The organism is Enterococcus sp. C102(2024) (genome assembly GCF_040888205.1).
Taxonomy (GTDB): domain Bacteria; phylum Bacillota; class Bacilli; order Lactobacillales; family Enterococcaceae; genus Enterococcus; species Enterococcus faecalis.
Window position 1 is genome coordinate 189943 of sequence record NZ_JBFOHH010000003.1, and the last position, 15557, is coordinate 205499.

Annotated in this window: 13 protein-coding genes and 1 other annotated feature; of the genes, 3 read left to right on the forward strand and 10 right to left on the reverse strand. The window is 36.6% G+C overall.

Annotation, left to right across the window (positions count from 1 at the left end; genetic code table 11):
- Positions 1–35: 35 nt before the first annotated feature.
- The 4 genes from AB3I34_RS08400 to recX form a co-directional block, all read right to left on the reverse strand.
- The gene (locus tag AB3I34_RS08400) at positions 36–521 is read right to left on the reverse strand and encodes a hypothetical protein (RefSeq protein ID WP_002407245.1); all 486 of its coding nucleotides are present in this window, start codon (positions 519–521) and stop codon (positions 36–38) included.
- A 137-nt stretch (positions 522–658) separates the two neighbouring features.
- Positions 659–1783, reverse strand: coding sequence for an LCP family protein (locus tag AB3I34_RS08405; protein ID WP_002374081.1), 1125 nt, complete (start codon positions 1781–1783; stop codon positions 659–661).
- A 180-nt stretch (positions 1784–1963) separates the two neighbouring features.
- Positions 1964–3148, reverse strand: a complete 1185-nt coding sequence (gene mutY / locus AB3I34_RS08410) for an A/G-specific adenine glycosylase (RefSeq protein WP_010712754.1) — start codon at positions 3146–3148, stop codon at positions 1964–1966.
- Complete coding sequence (recX, locus tag AB3I34_RS08415) at positions 3138–3938, reverse strand: recombination regulator RecX (protein ID WP_085444211.1); 801 nt, start codon at positions 3936–3938, stop codon at positions 3138–3140. The genes mutY and recX overlap by 11 nt, the downstream gene beginning before the upstream one ends.
- A 131-nt stretch (positions 3939–4069) precedes the next feature.
- Here recX and rlmD point away from each other — a divergent pair, with 131 nt between their 5' ends.
- Complete coding sequence (gene rlmD, locus AB3I34_RS08420; protein ID WP_010712755.1) at positions 4070–5440, forward strand: 23S rRNA (uracil(1939)-C(5))-methyltransferase RlmD; 1371 nt, start codon at positions 4070–4072, stop codon at positions 5438–5440.
- A gap of 317 nt (positions 5441–5757) precedes the next feature.
- Here rlmD and AB3I34_RS08425 read toward each other — a convergent pair whose 3' ends face one another.
- The 3 genes from AB3I34_RS08425 to AB3I34_RS08435 form a co-directional block, all read right to left on the reverse strand.
- A complete protein-coding gene (locus AB3I34_RS08425; RefSeq protein WP_002356434.1) occupies positions 5758–6006 on the reverse strand; it encodes a GlsB/YeaQ/YmgE family stress response membrane protein in 249 nt (82 codons plus the stop codon).
- A gap of 180 nt (positions 6007–6186) precedes the next feature.
- Entirely contained in the window at positions 6187–9309 is a 3123-nt protein-coding gene (gene ebgA, locus AB3I34_RS08430; RefSeq protein ID WP_029656003.1) for a beta-galactosidase subunit alpha, read from the reverse strand.
- The gene (locus AB3I34_RS08435) at positions 9242–10741 is read right to left on the reverse strand and encodes an amino acid permease (RefSeq protein ID WP_002359464.1); all 1500 of its coding nucleotides are present in this window, start codon (positions 10739–10741) and stop codon (positions 9242–9244) included. Before AB3I34_RS08435 ends, ebgA begins: the two co-directional genes overlap by 68 nt.
- Before the next feature lie 149 nt (positions 10742–10890).
- Here AB3I34_RS08435 and AB3I34_RS08440 point away from each other — a divergent pair, with 149 nt between their 5' ends.
- Positions 10891–11721: an AraC family transcriptional regulator gene (locus tag AB3I34_RS08440; RefSeq protein ID WP_002356429.1), complete on the forward strand. Its 831-nt coding sequence runs from the start codon at positions 10891–10893 to the stop codon at positions 11719–11721.
- Between the two features lie 194 nt (positions 11722–11915).
- On the forward strand, positions 11916–13418 hold the full coding sequence (locus AB3I34_RS08445; RefSeq protein WP_010712757.1) for a glucosyltransferase domain-containing protein: 1503 nt from the start codon (positions 11916–11918) through the stop codon (positions 13416–13418).
- A gap of 121 nt (positions 13419–13539) precedes the next feature.
- On the opposite strand, the gene rplL is transcribed toward AB3I34_RS08445, so the two are convergent.
- The 3 genes from rplL to rplA all read right to left on the reverse strand — a co-directional run bounded on the left by rplL (position 13540) and on the right by rplA (position 15483).
- Positions 13540–13908, reverse strand: coding sequence for a 50S ribosomal protein L7/L12 (rplL, locus tag AB3I34_RS08450; RefSeq protein ID WP_002382519.1), 369 nt, complete (start codon positions 13906–13908; stop codon positions 13540–13542).
- A 62-nt stretch (positions 13909–13970) separates the two neighbouring features.
- Positions 13971–14471: a 50S ribosomal protein L10 gene (gene rplJ / locus AB3I34_RS08455; protein ID WP_002356426.1), complete on the reverse strand. Its 501-nt coding sequence runs from the start codon at positions 14469–14471 to the stop codon at positions 13971–13973.
- 130 nt (positions 14472–14601) lie between these two features.
- Positions 14602–14731, reverse strand: a sequence feature (ribosomal protein L10 leader region).
- Between the two features lie 62 nt (positions 14732–14793).
- Positions 14794–15483, reverse strand: a complete 690-nt coding sequence (gene rplA, locus AB3I34_RS08460) for a 50S ribosomal protein L1 (RefSeq protein WP_002356425.1) — start codon at positions 15481–15483, stop codon at positions 14794–14796.
- Positions 15484–15557: the final 74 nt, after the last annotated feature.

A 15557-nucleotide genomic window follows, 5' to 3' on the forward strand; every position in this document is an offset into this window, starting at 1 on the left:
GTACGACTGTCAGATTGACAATCGTACCTAACTTTTTACATCTTATGAACACTATGAGCGCTTTGAATGCCCTCACAGGCTTCTTTACAAGCTTGATTAATTAATAAATAAGAGGATTCTTTTTGGCGGATTCCTAATTGATATTTCAATTCATCTGTCACTTGGCAAGATTCACTTAATGCCTCTAACCAGAAAAATACTCCTTCTTTATACGTATCTAATCCTTCTAGCAAGATTTTCGTTGCTTCTTTATCATAATACGGCTCTAAATTTTTACGAAACATCATTTCTTCTGTAAAAAAACGATTCACATTATTTCGGCAAAACATATAAGTGTCACGGCCTCTCCGATGTGCAGCCTGATTACAACCGTATTCTTGAACTTCTTTAGAGATGGCTTTGAAAATTTCGTTGTATACTTCAATTCTTTGCATAATTGACAAAATGGTATCTGTATAACTAAACATAACTCCTTGCTCCCTTCCCCTTCTAAGTAACAAAAATTTGCTTGTTACTCTCATTATAAAGGGAATGTTGGGTTTATATCAAATGATACGCTGTTTTCTTGCTAAAATCCTTCGTTTTTTCCTTAGAAGAATAATAAGTAAGCGGATTACTTAATCTGTTATGTTCGGATTTTCTACACTTGGAAAATAAATTATTTTATAAAGCCATTTTCCGTTTTAACTGATGGCAACGGGCCGGTCTGTGTATTGCCAGGAACACCAATATACGTATTGCCGTTGATGGAAGTCATTTCGTTTTCCTCAGCTGCTTCATCTTGAACGGTATAATCACTTTGATATAAAAATTCACCGTTCGTATGGAAGACATAGCCGTCTTGATCTCGTTCATCTGGCTTTTCTAAATTTAAAGACACACGTAATTGATGCCGGACATTTTCAATACTATCTGGATATAGTTCAACCATACTGCGCCCTTCATTACTAAAAGTGCGCCAGTCAAAAGAAAGCTGTTGTTTATCATAATTGGTCCAAGTCAAACCTTCTTTGACTAAATGAGTCAATTCATTGGAATCCACATCAGTTTGAATGTTTCCATTTAACGAATCAATAATGTCCATTATTTTCATGATTGATTGACCAGATTTCAACTTGTCTTCAACTGCTTGAATAATTTCTTGTTGTCGGAATCCACGCATAATATCGTTATCGCTATGTCTTTCACGGGCATAAGATAAAGCTTTCGTACCATCTAAATGCTGTTTCCCTGCATCAAAATGAATGGATCCTGGCCCGTCTTTGGTAACACCATCAAACGCCTGCTTGACATTGACATCTATGCCACCAACCGCATCAATTAACTTAATAAAAGATAAAAAGTTAAACACAACGTAATGATTGATTGGAATATTCAATAATTTCTCAACTGTGTTAACAGAAGCTGTTGGTCCATCGTAGGTATAGGCAGCTTCAATTCGCTGCATCCCTTGGTAATTTTTTGCATCAATTTGAACAAAACTATCCCGTGGCAAACTTAAATAGGTTATTTTCTTCGTCTTGTTATTCACGGTAATCACCATCATGGCATCAGTCCTAGTTGTGCCTAATTTCCGTTCAATTGTATTGTCTAGCCCCATAATCAAAAACGATTGACTATCTTTATTTTGCGCTTCATTATAATCATTTTTTATGGGAACATAGCCTTTATCAATTGTTTTCTTTAAATAGCTACCCGCTACAGCAAAGTATGCTGAGCCGACTGTGACAAAAAACAAAATGATGACTAAACTAATTAAGCTGATTTTTCGCTTCCTACTCATTGGCTGTACTTCCTCTCTCTTAAAAAGTCTCCACCATCATTACTACTCCTCTAAGCAGACAAGAGACAAGTCTATCTTACCAGTCCCCTTCAAAACTAAACATAGCAGAATTTATATAGGGGTATAACCTAGAGGGAACGAAAAAGAGAGGCTTATTTGTTTATAAGCCTCTCTTTTTTATTATTTGTTTTCGTGTTCTTTTTTGAACAATTCCACCATTTTTTGCTGTGGTTTTGGAAAAACATAGTCCGAAAATTGTTGTGCTGCTACCCATCGCTGCGACTCTAGTGTGGCTAATTCGCCTGTATTTCGGCCATAAAAGACTAAGATATGCCATTTTAAATGACTGAAAATATGAACGACTTCGCCTAAGGCACGTTTTTGCCAGACAACTGTTTCATAGTCCGTAAAAAAGCTGACAGGTTCTTCAGCGACCAAAGGCTCTGTTACAGGCTCTAACTCTAAAGTTAATTGTTTTTCCGTTTCTGCTGGTTGCGCCAGTTTTTGCAATTGTTGAAATTGTTTTTTGCTAATTTCTTCAATCGGAAACAGCCACATATTAGCTAACAAACCGGTTTCAGGTCGTTGTTCTAATAAAAATTCTTGCTTTTTATTTTCAATAATAGTGCCGACATAATACACATCTTTCGGCTTAACTTTTTTTGATTTGACTGGATAAGCGGTCATTTTATCTGCCTGATAGGCCGCACAATATTGCTGAAGCGGACAGCTTTCACACTTAGGTGAAGTTGGGGTGCAGACGGCTGAGCCTAGATCCATTAAGGCTTGATTAAAATCCCCTGGACGCTCACGATCGATGATTTTAAGCATCACCGCTTCAAATACTTTACGACTACTCGCTTTTGCAATATCTGCATCAATTTCAAATAAACGGCTCACTACCCGCATGACGTTACCGTCAATTGCTGGTTCGGGTAAATTAAAGGCAATACTGCCAATCGCACCAGCCGTATAGGGGCCGATTCCTTTTAAACTACGAATATCTTCGATTGTGTCAGGCATTTTCCCACCAAATTCTGAAACAATCTGTTGCGCTGCCACTTTTAAATTACGCGCTCGTGAATAGTAGCCTAACCCTTCCCAAGCTTTCAACAACTTATCATCTGGCGCTTCCGCTAAATCTTGAATCGTCGGAAACCATTCCATAAATCGATAAAAATAATCAATGACTGTATCTACGCGAGTTTGTTGTAGCATAATTTCAGAAATCCAAATACGATATGCATCTGTATTCGCTCGCCAAGGTAAATTGCGTTTTTCTCGTTCATACCAAGCTAAAAAATCTTCTTGGAATGAACTAACTTTTTCGGGACTCCACGCCTCCCAAGGCTCTTTATTCGTCATGTTCTACTTCCTTTTCGCTAATAAATTGCTGAATCAAATCATAGTCAAACCCTTTTTGGAATAAGCTTTGTTTGACTTTTTGAACTTTTTTAGAAAAATCAAATCGCTGATTAGCACGCCATAAACGTTCGCCTTCCTTGTTTAACGCTTGTTGTTCTTGTTCTTCGTCCTTTTCAAAAGCTAAAGATTCCAAAGCTAGATCAATGATTTCATTTGTAAAGCCCTTTTGCATCAGATGCAGACGCGTTTTCTGAAGTGCATCTTTAAAACTTTTAGTTCGATAGCGTTTCATGGCTTTTTCTGCAGTTGCTGTAGCAACATTAAGCTGTTCATCTAACGTATAAAAGGTCAAGCCATGCTGAATATCTTCTTCACTAATGCCTTTTTGCTTTAATTGTTGTGCCACATTTCGTGGTCCTTTATCACTGGTTCGCATAGCTGTCCGTACGTAACTTTCACTAAAAATTGCATCATCCAACAACCGCAGCTCTTCTAAACGTTGAACGATTTTTACTCGATCTTCAGGTACAATTTCTTTCTCTTTTAAATAAGTAAAAATCTCTTTCTTTGAACGTAATTGATAGCTTAAGTAATTCATCGCCATTTGTAACCCGACATCATAAGAACTGGCTTTTTTTATTTCTTCTATTAAAGTATCTGATAACTCTTGGCCTTTTAGCAGACGCTGCCGTACTAAAATATCTTCCGAGACACGCAGTTTTTCGCCTGAAGATAGCCAAAGTAGATAAAATTTACCTTTATCTTTACTAATTCGTGTGATTGTTGTCATCTTATTCTCCTGCCCCTCTAAATCAGAACATATATTCTACTATACCATAGAATCCTTGGAAGCCAAATAAATAAAAATGTGCTAAAATGGGAGGAAGTGAAAAATGTGAGATGACTAAAGGATGAAAGAATATGACCCAACAACTAGTAAAAAAAGGCCAACAAATTTCTTTAAAAATTAAACGATTAGGAATTAATGGCGAAGGTATCGGCTATTATAAAAAATTAATTATTTTCGTTCCTGGGGCGCTACCGAAAGAAGAAGTGACTGCCACGATCACAAATGTTACACCAAAATTTGCTGAAGGAACCCTTCAATCTGTCAAAAAAGCTGCTAAAGATCGCGTGGTCCCTCCTTGTCCTGTCTATGAAACATGTGGCGGCTGCCAACTACAACATTTAGCCTACAAAGCACAATTAGACTTTAAAAAAGATTTATTAAAGCAGGCGCTTAACAAATTTAAACCAGCCAATTATCAAAATTATGAACTACGAAAAACAATTGGGATGGAGAATCCTTGGAATTATCGAAATAAAGCCCAATTCCAATTACGCCAAATCGATGGCCAAGTAGAAGCTGGTCTCTATCAAGCTGATTCACATCAATTAGTACCGATTGATAACTGTTTGGTCCAACAGCCTGCGACAACCAAGGTGATGAATACATTAGTTGATTTATTGAATGACTTTCAATTACCAATTTATGATGAACGTAAAAATAGTGGTATCTTTCGAACATTAATGGTTCGAGTGGGCATCCAAACTGGCGAAGTCCAAGTAGTTTTCATTACACAATCGCAGAAATTTCCACAAAAAGAAAAAATGGTTCGCGCAATTAATGAACAATTACCAGAAGTTGTTTCTATTATGCAAAATGTCCAAAATAAAAAAACCTCTCTAGTAATGGGTGATGATACCCTTCACTTATGGGGCAAAGAAAGCATTGAAGAACACATTAACGACGTTGTCTTTGATTTATCGCCGCGAGCATTTTTCCAATTGAATCCAGAACAAACGGAAGTTTTATATAATGAAGGAATCAAGGCCTTAGATTTACAACCAAACGAAACTGTTGTTGATGCTTATTGTGGCGTCGGGACCATTGGCTTAAGTTTGGCGAAACAAGCGCATCAAGTTCGTGGTATGGATACCATTCCCGCCGCAATTGACGATGCTAGATTCAACGCAAAACGACTTAGTGTTACGAACACACATTATGCTGTTGGAACAGCTGAAGACTTATTACCTAAATGGTTCAAAGAAGGCTTTAAACCTGATGCCATTGTAGTTGATCCCCCACGGACTGGTTTGGATCGTAAATTATTAACGGCCCTTTTGAAACAACCACCTAAGAAAATGGTGTATATTTCTTGTAATGTATCCACGTTAGCACGTGATTTAGTTCAATTAGCCAAAGTATATCAAGTAGACTATTTACAATCTGTTGATATGTTTCCACAAACCGCTCGTTGTGAAGTTGTCGTAAAATTAACGAGAAAATAAAAAAAGGAGCGTGGGACAAAAATCACTTTGGATTTTTGCTCCACGCTCAAAAACTGATAAACGGCGGGAACAGAACCAACACTACGCGTTGCTCCGATCTCAACAACTTCTAAGAGATAAAGCTCTAAGAGTTGAAGGTCCTTCGGAAATAAGACGAAATTGTTGAGAATCACGAAGAACGTAGTGATTCGATGATGAACAATACCTACTTGGTCTCCAAAAATTAAAGAGCAATTTTCGGAAATTTCTTCTTATTTCTCGGAGCTAAACGGTTCTGTCCCGACCTCCTTTAACTAATTAAACAATTATTTACTTAATTAGCTATTTTTTCGTCCAAAGAAGAATGAAACCACAGCAACTAAAATTACTGCCCCAATAATTGATGGCACAATTGCCATACCTGCTACGTGAGGACCCCAGCTACCTAAGATTTTTTCTCCGATAAATGAACCAACTAAACCGGCAACGATATTCGCAATCCAACCCATTGATTGACCTTTGCTTGTAAGCGCGCCAGCGATAGCACCGATAACAGCACCAACGATTAAAACCCATAAAGTATGCATAAAATAATTCCTCCTAAATGCTTTATCTAGCGAATAATTCGCTATGTTACTATTATGGACTACTTTTATTAGATAACAAAATAGTTTGCTTGTTTCCATGAAAAAAAAGCAATAATTTCTGATAATTTCATTAAAAAAACTCAGAACAGGAGACCGAAGTGCACTGTTCTGAGCTTTTATTTAAGAAATTGTTGGGCGTTTTACTCGTTCATGTGCGACATCCGCTGCTTGAATCTCTTTATTATTAAAAGGTGTTAAGCGGAATGCCAATTGGAATTCTTCAAACGTAGTCCGGTATTTTTCTAATTGCCACTGGCCACAAGAGTAGCTACCTAGGGCGTTTTGTTTGTAATCGATATTTAAAACAACATACTCACTTTCTTGTAATTCATTGGTATGCTTAGCAACATCTAGCGCTTGTTCTTCAAAATAAGAAACACTAAAATTATATGAATCAGCCGCTGTTGCTACTACCCCTTGGCCGCGATCATCCGTGAATGCGGACCATTTAGTCGCCATGTGGTTACCATTGGCTTGTGGAACAACATAATTAGTGAACATTTCCGCCACTGTAGCATCATAAACGCCAAGTAAACCAGCTTCTTGTGAATCTACATAGTTTTCTCTCGGCCCTTTACCGAAATATTTTACTTCTGATAGAGACTTGTCTAAATGGAGAGTCACACCCAAACGTGGTAACATATCTGGCGCATTTTCAATTTTACCAGCAGGACTACCTTTTAAATCGAAGAAAATTTCGCCATTTGGTGCAATTAAATACTGATAGGTACATTGATAATGCCAAGCACTGTTAGTCGTTCCGTTAATTGTTTTTACGATGACTTGGATAAAATCATCAACTTTTTTCCACTCAAAAGAACGGACAATTTCATGCTCTAAATGTAAGAAATATTTCTTCTTCATTTCATCAATAATTTCCATATCATTACTGATCGGTGCCCGCCAAAATGTAAATTTCGGCCCTTTATGCAATAATTTTTTACCATCTCGTGTCACATTCGTTAAGGCGCCCTTCACTTTATCAAAATTAATTGAAAAGTTTGGTCCTTCAATGTATAAATGAGGGCCAATTTCCTTTGCCATCAACGTGCCAACTGGTGTAATCTCAATCCCTGGTGTTGCAATTGGCAATTCAAACTGTGCGGTAGCTAATTCATGACCAGCAGATGCATAGGCGGTCGTTTCTTTCAATTGATATGAAAGAGTTAAATAATAGGCGGCTCCTGCCTTTTTAGGAAAATCTAAATGATAAGGTAAGTGCAGTCTTCCTTCTGCTCTAGCAGCAATTGCTGGCACTGCTACTGTCCCTGATTGAATCACTGTTTGATCTTCAGTAATTGTATAAACCAGCTTAAAGATAGCCAAGTTTTCAAAGTCAAACCGACTCAATAATGAGAATTCACCTGACAGAACGTCAATAACGCTAGTTGTAATGGGTTCAATGACTTTTTTGTATTCATACAAGCTAGGAGATGGCGTACGGTCAGGCATCAACATCCCATCAATACAAAAATCTTTGTTACTTGGATCATCGCCGAAATCGCCGCCATAACGATAATAAACTTCACCGCTATCTGTCACCGATTCAATGCCATGGTCAAACCATTCCCAAATAAAGCCACCTTGTAATTTATCATGAGCATAAAATAGCTCTTGATATTCTTTTAAATTCCCAGGGCCATTCCCCATCGCATGACAATATTCACATAAAATATGCGGTTTTTTTGAATTTTCAATAATCGTATTCATCAGTAATTCTCTAGTTGGGTGTTCCAACCACGTATACATTGTAGAATAGACATCCGTGACCTCTGCCTCAAAATCACCTTCATAATGGACCAAACGTGTTGGATCCATTTCTTTGGCAATACGGGCCATTTCAATAAAGTTATGACCAAACGCAGATTCATTTCCTAACGACCAAAAGAGAATTGATGGATGGTTTTTATCCCGTTGAATCATCCGTACCATCCGAGAAACATAAGCCGTTTCCCATTCTGGATCGTTGCTAATCCAATCATATTCTCCGGTTAATTCAAAGCCATGACATTCCAAATCAGTTTCATCAATCACATACATTCCATATTCATCGCATAAATCATAGAAATAAGCAGATGCTGGATAATGACTGGTTCGAATGGCATTAATATTAAATTGTTTCATTAAACGAATATCTTTTTCAATTTCTTCACGACTAACCACTCGACCATTTTTCGGATTATAATCATGACGATTCATTCCTTTTAGTTTAATGGCCACACCATTGACTAAGAAAGTCTCACCAGATACATGAATATTTCTGAAACCAACTTTTTGCGGAATAACTTCGACGACTTCCCCTTCAGAAAAAACAGTGATAAATAGCTGATACAAGTATGGTTTTTCCGCTGACCAAGCAGTGACAGACGGTAAACTCGCTGAAAATTCAACCGTACCTTGATTTCCTGCGACAGTCTCTTTAAGAACCGTTTTTCCCTGCTGATCCATCAACTCCAATTGAACTTGTTGTCCTTTGTCTTGCCAAAATTTACCCGTAATTGCCAAGTGGCCATTTTGATACGAATCATCTAAATCGGAAATAATAAAGAAATCTTCCAGCCCATTTTCTGGTACACCGAGTAATTCAACATCACGAAAAATACCACTTAACCACCACATATCTTGATCCTCTAAATACGTACCATCTGACCATTGATAGACTCGCACCGTTAAATCATTTGTTTCACCAATTTTAGCGTAAGGCGTAATGTCAAATTCTGCTTCATTTCGTGCACCTTTACTGTAGCCAACTTCATGGCCGTTCACCCAAACATGATAAGCTGAATCTACGCCACAAAAACGTAAAATGATTTTTTTATCGTGAAATGTTTCATCTATAGCAAATGTTCGTTTGTAAATACCTGTTGGGTTTTCCGTTGGTACATACGGCGGATTAATGGGAAAATTGTACCATAAATCAGAGTAATGCATTTTGCCATATCCTTGGACTTGCCAATTTCCAGGAACAGTGATTTGATCCATTTGGCTTGTATCAAAGTCCGTCGCAAAAAAGTTTTCTGGGCTGTATTCTGGCGCTTCTAAAAAGAGAAAATGCCAGCGTCCGTTTAAATTTTTGTATGCTTGTGTATATTTATTTTCATTTAATAACGCTGTTTCTTTCGAGGGAAAGCTCGAAAAGTGTGCTCGTCCAGGCAACCGATTAATACTATCTACTTTATAATTTTCCCAAGTCTTCATAATCCATTTCTCCTTTACCAACTTCATTTTTTTCTTTTGTTTCATATCGTTTCCAACAAATCCAAGCAAAGCCCATAAAGACAATTAAACCAATGATGTTATACGCCAACATGCCCAGTGGACTAGCGGTTCCTTTCGGTAATGTGCCATTGATTTCTTCCATGATTAATTTTGGATCCGGCACAGTTGACATAAAGAATACAAAGATAAAAATGGCTAATAAGAAAATCCCCGCAATTAAGCCAAAGGTTCGATTACCAAAGCGGAAACTTCTCGGCATTGTTTCTTTTTTCCAACGAAGCCCAATATAGGCGATTAACAAGAACAAGACAGGCACTAATGACGTAGAAGCTGTCATATTAATTAACGTTTCTAAAAAGCTATCCATATTTCCAATTCCTAATGCTGGAATGGCAACTAAAATCGTCACAATAATTCCTTGAACTAACAAAGCATTGGTTGGATTTCCCTCTTCGTTGGTTTTCACTAGCCACTTACCGAAGACCCCATCAGGAATTTCTGAGAAAAATACTTTAACTGGTGCTGCCGTCCACAGAGCCAAAGAACCAAGACTTCCGACAAATAAGATAATTCCTACTAAGCGCACCATCATTGCTGCGGGAATATGGAAATACGTACCTAAAATTTTAAAGATATCAAAAATACCATTTGAAAAATTTCCTTTTAAGACGTCCGTTGGCACTACCAAACCTACAGCAACGGCACCAAGAATATACATGATGCCGACCGCAATCGTCGCACCAATCATCGTGCGGACAAACGTTTTATTGCCGCCTTTAACATCCTTAATGTATACGCCGATACTTTCACCACCGCCAACAGCTTGTAAAATCCACGCCATCGTCATGAAAAAAGTCCAATTAAAAGTTGGCATAATTGACGTCGTGGTAAACTCTTGTGCTGGCTCATTGCCAAAACCAAACACGACGACAAAGGCTAAAACCACAAAAGCTACGCCCATAAATAAACGAGCACCACCCGCTAAGCTAGTCACTTTCGAAATCCACGAAACCCCTTTAATACAAACCCATGTCATTAACCAAAATAACAGAATAGAAATCACTGCAATTATTTTAGTACTATGGTTTCCTTGAAAAACGTTTTGACCTAAAAAAGCGTATGAACCATAAATCAATGTATTCGGTAGTAATGAACAGAAGAAAAACAAGTTGACAAAGAAATATGACCAAGCGCCTAAAAATGCCCATTTAGGTCCTAACACAGATTCCAACCAACTGTGAACACCTGATTCATTTTCAGAATTAGCAGAAGCAAATTCTGCAATCATTAGAATAAATGGTAAAAAGTAAAAAATAGAGCCGAATAAATAGCCTGGAATAGTTGCTAGGCCAATCTGAATACTGTTGTTAACAATGCTGGGAAAGGCAAAAACCGCTGAAAAAGTCATGAGCATCAATGCGACAGAACCTAATCGTTCCCGTGAATGTGTTGCCATTTTACTACATCCTCTCTTTATCAAATTAATTAGTACTCACACATTGTAAAACGCTTACAGTTTTTTTGAAAATAAAAAATGTTGCCTATTTCTTGTAAAGATGTTGACTTTTAGAAAGCCTTTACATACTCTTATAAAGAGGTGATAGCATGCAAAATGTTTTTACAAATAATGTCAGCATCCTGATTAATGATCAACCTATTAGCCAAGAATTTCATCTTTATGAAGCTGGCTATGAAAAATGCCGCCCGACAAAACCAACTGAGTTTGCCCCTATTAATTATTGGGTTTTGCATTATTGTAGCGATGGTGAAGGCTATTTTTCAACACCCTTTATGGAAAAACAACACATTACCGCTGGCGATTTGTTTATGATTCCAGCCAATTGTCGCAATATTTATTATCCTAATCGGCAAAATCCTTGGACCTATCATTGGGTCGGTTTTGTTGGAGATCTTTCGTCTCAGTATTTAGAAAAAATAGGCCTGACTACCGAAAATTGTATTTTAAAAGGAACTGTTGATAAGAAATTAGAAAGTTTATTTAAAAATATTTACCAAGAAGCGAAGAAACATAATCATTTTGGCAGTTTAAGTGAAAGCTTTCAATTGTTGAATTATCTAGAGCATCATTCCGTTACACAGCACGAAAACCAAAGCCAACAATTATTTAACCAAATTAAAATGGCTATTCACGAAAATTTTTCAAACAATCTTTCAATTAGTCAATTAGCTTCTGAATATAACATTGATCGTAGCTATTTATTTAAGCTGTTTCAGCGTTATGAACAAACAAATCCTAGTATTTATGTACAAAACTTAAAATTGCAAAAAGCCTGTTCTCTGTTAAGAAAAAGTTCCTTAACCATCACGGAAATCAGTTTTGAAGCAGGTTTTTCTTCACCTTCTTATTTTTCAAAATTTTTCTTCCAGAAAAAAGAGATGACGCCTCGACAATATCGTCAACAGTTTTTGACTTAAAATAAATTGTTGCTTATCTGTAGTTAAAGAAAAAAACGATTTATTTAATAATTTTCAAATTTAGGTAGTTCTTATAATTTATCTATTTTATAATTAATTAGGGTTTTATTATAGGTGGGAGTGTGATATATAGACTAATCAAAATCAATAAATAATTTACAAGTTTTAGCAAATAAACAATATTGGAGAGAAAAATGAAACATTTTATTAAAGAAAACAAAGGTTTAGCCATCTACAGCTTTTTAATCGTCTTTGCTACTTATGGTATTAAACTATTTAACAATACTTACGCTATTGATACTATGCACTTAATGACTAACTACAGAGGCTACTTAAAACATTGGGTTTCGATTGGTAGACCAGGATTAGTAGCTTTAAAGCTTTTAACATACAACTATGTAAATGTTTATTTTTTAAATTTGTTAGCTATTATTTTCTTTGCTATCGCCACTATCTTGTTGTGCTATTATGTTGATCTTTCAACTAAGCAGATTTATAACAAAAAGTATTTATATATTATCCCAAGTATTTTTCCAACCAGTCAATTATTTAGCGAACAATTTTACTTCGTCCTACAAAATTTTGAATTTTCATTAGGTATCTGTTTGGTTATACTTTCTCTCATTGCTATTTACCATATTCCCAATAAAATTTTTAAATTATTCGGCTTTTTGTTGCTGACATTTACACTTACTATGTACCAATCATTCTTTGTATTTGCGTGTACCTTAATTTTATTCAAGATTTTAATGACATTGTATTTTGCTCAGTTGAATGACCTTAAAATTTCTTTTAAAGACTATGCCTTCAAAATTGGTCATTTTATTCTACTAGCTATTTCATCTCTCGTTCTATCTCAACTAATGACGGTGTTAGCGAAAAAAGTTTTAAACGTTGAAAGCTCCTATCTAGATAATATGATTCTTTGGGGTAAACGCCCCTTGATAGATTCTATCAACGATATTAAAGATTACGCCAAAGAACTATTCTTCCCTCCAGTCGGAGACACTTTTTTTACACCGCTATTTTTGATATGTGTTCTTTTACTGGTCATTGTATTAATTAATATGTCCTATCTGAAACGCAAAAATGTTTTCTTCATCTTTATTACCTTGTTAGGTATTCTAATCACTCCACTCATGTTTACAATTTTAGGTGGAAAACGTCCGGCAATTAGAGGTGAAGTGCCTAACTTTCCTGCTGTTTTAGCATTATTACTCATCTTTATTATGATTTACTGGGGATACAACTTTGTGCTTAAACATTTATTAGTTGGCATAGTAATTCTCTTTACTTTTATTCAAGTTCGGGAAACAACCAACCTAGAATATTCTGAGTATCTAACAGCGGAAGAAGATTTACGTACTGCGGAAATGATTACAAATAATATTTATTCAATGGAAATTGAGAATCCAGAATCCTATAAACTTTTAATGTATGGAAATCGTTCTCCTCGAAATGTTTCAAATATAAAAGGTGAAACAAACGGTGTCTCATTATTTGAATTCATGCCTAACTCGGTGCATACTAGTTTAAATACTTTACTCTATATGAAAACATTTGGATTAAATTTTAATGATCCTACACCAGAAGATTTTGAAAAACACAAAGCTTTACAAGCGGAAATGAATGTCTGGCCTAGCAAAGATTCTATCCGAGTGGTAGATGATTGTATTGTTGTTAATTTGTCAAAGTAGACAATTAAATTTTATAGATATTTTACTAACGGTAGTTGTTTTAGCAAAAGACAACTACCGTTTGCTATAAAAAAGAACCCTTGCCACACAAGGGTTCTCAAACATTCAAAAGTTGAATGAATTATTTTACTGTTACTGAAGCGCCAACTTCTTCTAAAGCAGCTTTTAAAGCTTCTGCTTCTTCTTTAGAAACGCCTTCTTTAACTGGTGCAGGAGCGCCATCAACTACAGCTTTAGCTTCTTTCAAGCCTAAGCCAGTTGCTTCACGAACTGCTTTGATAACTTTAACTTTTTGATCGCCAGCTGCTGTTAATTCAACAGTGAATTCAGTTTGTTCTTCTGCTGCTCCACCTGCTGCTGGTCCAGCTACTGCTACAGGAGCTGCTGCTGATACGTCAAATTTTTCTTCGATAGCTTTAACTAATTCGCTTAGTTCTAAGATAGTTGCTGTTTCTAACTCAGCAACGATGTTTTCAATGTTTAATGCCATTTTGAATTTCCTCCATTTAAATTAAAATTGTTTGTTTTTTATTTGTTTGAATTAGACTGCAATTAAGCAACTTCTTCGTTTTTCTCTGCCACTGCTTTGACAGCGTAAGCCACGTTGCGGACTGGCGCTTGTAATACAGATAATAGCATAGATAGTAAACCTTCGCGGTTTGGTAGTTTTGCCAACGCAGTAATTTGTTCCACTGAAGAAACTTTTCCTTCGATGACGCCACCTTTGATTTCTAATGCTTTTGCATCTTTAGCAAATTCGTCGATGATTTTAGCTGGTGCTACTACATCGTCGTTGCTGAATGCGACAGCAGTTGGGCCTGTAAAGACTTCGTCTAAGCCGTCTAAACCAACTTTTTTAGCTGCACGAGAAAGGATTGAGTTTTTGATGACTTTCATTTCTACGCCTGCATCACGTAATTGTTTACGTAAGTTAGTGACTTCTTCAACTGTTAAACCACGGTAGTCCACGATTACAACTGATGCTGCTGATTCAAATTTCTCAGCGGCTGCTTGAACTAGGGTTTCTTTTTTAGCGATTGCTGCTTCACTCATTTATTTCACCTCCTGATTTTGATGGTGGAGTTGGACTTGGTTTACGATATGTAAAGTAGAAGAATCAAATGAAACTTCGCTCACTTCGTTCGCCAAGTATTGTTTTACATCGGCTTTTTTTCAAAAAGTCGTGTAAAACAACAAAACTCCATGCCACCGTAGACATAGAGGGACCGAATTGTATATAACTCAACAATTGTCCTCGGTAGGAAATTAAGACTTGCGTCACCTACTGTCTTCGGTACAGTTAATTATTAACCTCACTCACTTTACCATAGGGTAAGTGAGTGAGTCAAGAATTTTTTAATTATTTTCTTTCAAATTAGAAAGAAGCTTGGTCAACGTGGATTCCAGGTCCAAATGTTGTTGTTACTGAAATGTTTTTGATGTATTGACCTTTAGCAGTTGATGGTTTAGCTTTCAATAATACGTCGTTAATTGTGTTGAAGTTTTCAACCAATTTTTCGTTATCAAATGAAACTTTACCGATTGGTACGTGGATGTTACCAGCTTTATCAACGCGGTAAGTTACTTTACCAGCTTTAACTTCTTCAACAGCTTTTGTAACGTCCATTGTTACAGTACCAGTTTTAGGGTTTGGCATTAAACCTTTTGGTCCTAAGACACGGCCTAATTTACCAACTGTAGCCATCATGTCAGGAGTCGCAACAACTACGTCAAAGTCGAACCATCCACCTTGGATTTTTGCAACCATGTCGTCGTCGCCTACGAAATCTGCACCAGCAGCTTCAGCTTCTTTAGCTTTTTCGCCTTTAGCGAATACTAAAACAGTTTGTGTTTTACCAGTTCCGTTTGGAAGCACAACTGCTCCACGGATTTGTTGGTCTGCTTTTTTAGGGTCAACGTTCAATTTGTAAGCAACTTCAACTGTTGCGTCAAATTTCGCGATGTTTGTATCTTTTGCTAAAGCTACTGCTTCTTCAACTGAGTAAGCTTTTGTAGCATCAACTTTTTTCAATGCTTCTTGCATTTTTTTGCTCTTTTTAGCCATTTTGTTTCCTCCTTGATTGTGGTTATAACGGTTGTACCTCCCACGTCTTTCATATCTTTAAATATGAAACGAAC

Excerpts from the sequence above, each read along its gene's own strand:
- AB3I34_RS08400 (WP_002407245.1), bottom strand. The coding sequence starts at position 521 with ATGAGAGTAACAAGCAAATTTTTGTTACTTAGAAGGGGAAGGGAGCAA.
- AB3I34_RS08405 (WP_002374081.1), bottom strand. The coding sequence starts at position 1,783 with ATGAGTAGGAAGCGAAAAATCAGCTTAATTAGTTTAGTCATCATTTTG.
- mutY (WP_010712754.1), bottom strand. The coding sequence starts at position 3,148 with ATGACGAATAAAGAGCCTTGGGAGGCGTGGAGTCCCGAAAAAGTTAGT.
- recX (WP_085444211.1), bottom strand. The coding sequence starts at position 3,938 with ATGACAACAATCACACGAATTAGTAAAGATAAAGGTAAATTTTATCTA.
- rlmD (WP_010712755.1), top strand. The coding sequence starts at position 4,070 with ATGACCCAACAACTAGTAAAAAAAGGCCAACAAATTTCTTTAAAAATT.
- AB3I34_RS08425 (WP_002356434.1), bottom strand. The coding sequence starts at position 6,006 with ATGCATACTTTATGGGTTTTAATCGTTGGTGCTGTTATCGGTGCTATC.
- ebgA (WP_029656003.1), bottom strand. The coding sequence starts at position 9,309 with ATGAAACAAAAGAAAAAAATGAAGTTGGTAAAGGAGAAATGGATTATG.
- AB3I34_RS08435 (WP_002359464.1), bottom strand. The coding sequence starts at position 10,741 with ATGGCAACACATTCACGGGAACGATTAGGTTCTGTCGCATTGATGCTC.
- AB3I34_RS08440 (WP_002356429.1), top strand. The coding sequence starts at position 10,891 with ATGCAAAATGTTTTTACAAATAATGTCAGCATCCTGATTAATGATCAA.
- AB3I34_RS08445 (WP_010712757.1), top strand. The coding sequence starts at position 11,916 with ATGAAACATTTTATTAAAGAAAACAAAGGTTTAGCCATCTACAGCTTT.
- rplL (WP_002382519.1), bottom strand. The coding sequence starts at position 13,908 with ATGGCATTAAACATTGAAAACATCGTTGCTGAGTTAGAAACAGCAACT.
- rplJ (WP_002356426.1), bottom strand. The coding sequence starts at position 14,471 with ATGAGTGAAGCAGCAATCGCTAAAAAAGAAACCCTAGTTCAAGCAGCC.
- rplA (WP_002356425.1), bottom strand. The coding sequence starts at position 15,483 with ATGGCTAAAAAGAGCAAAAAAATGCAAGAAGCATTGAAAAAAGTTGAT.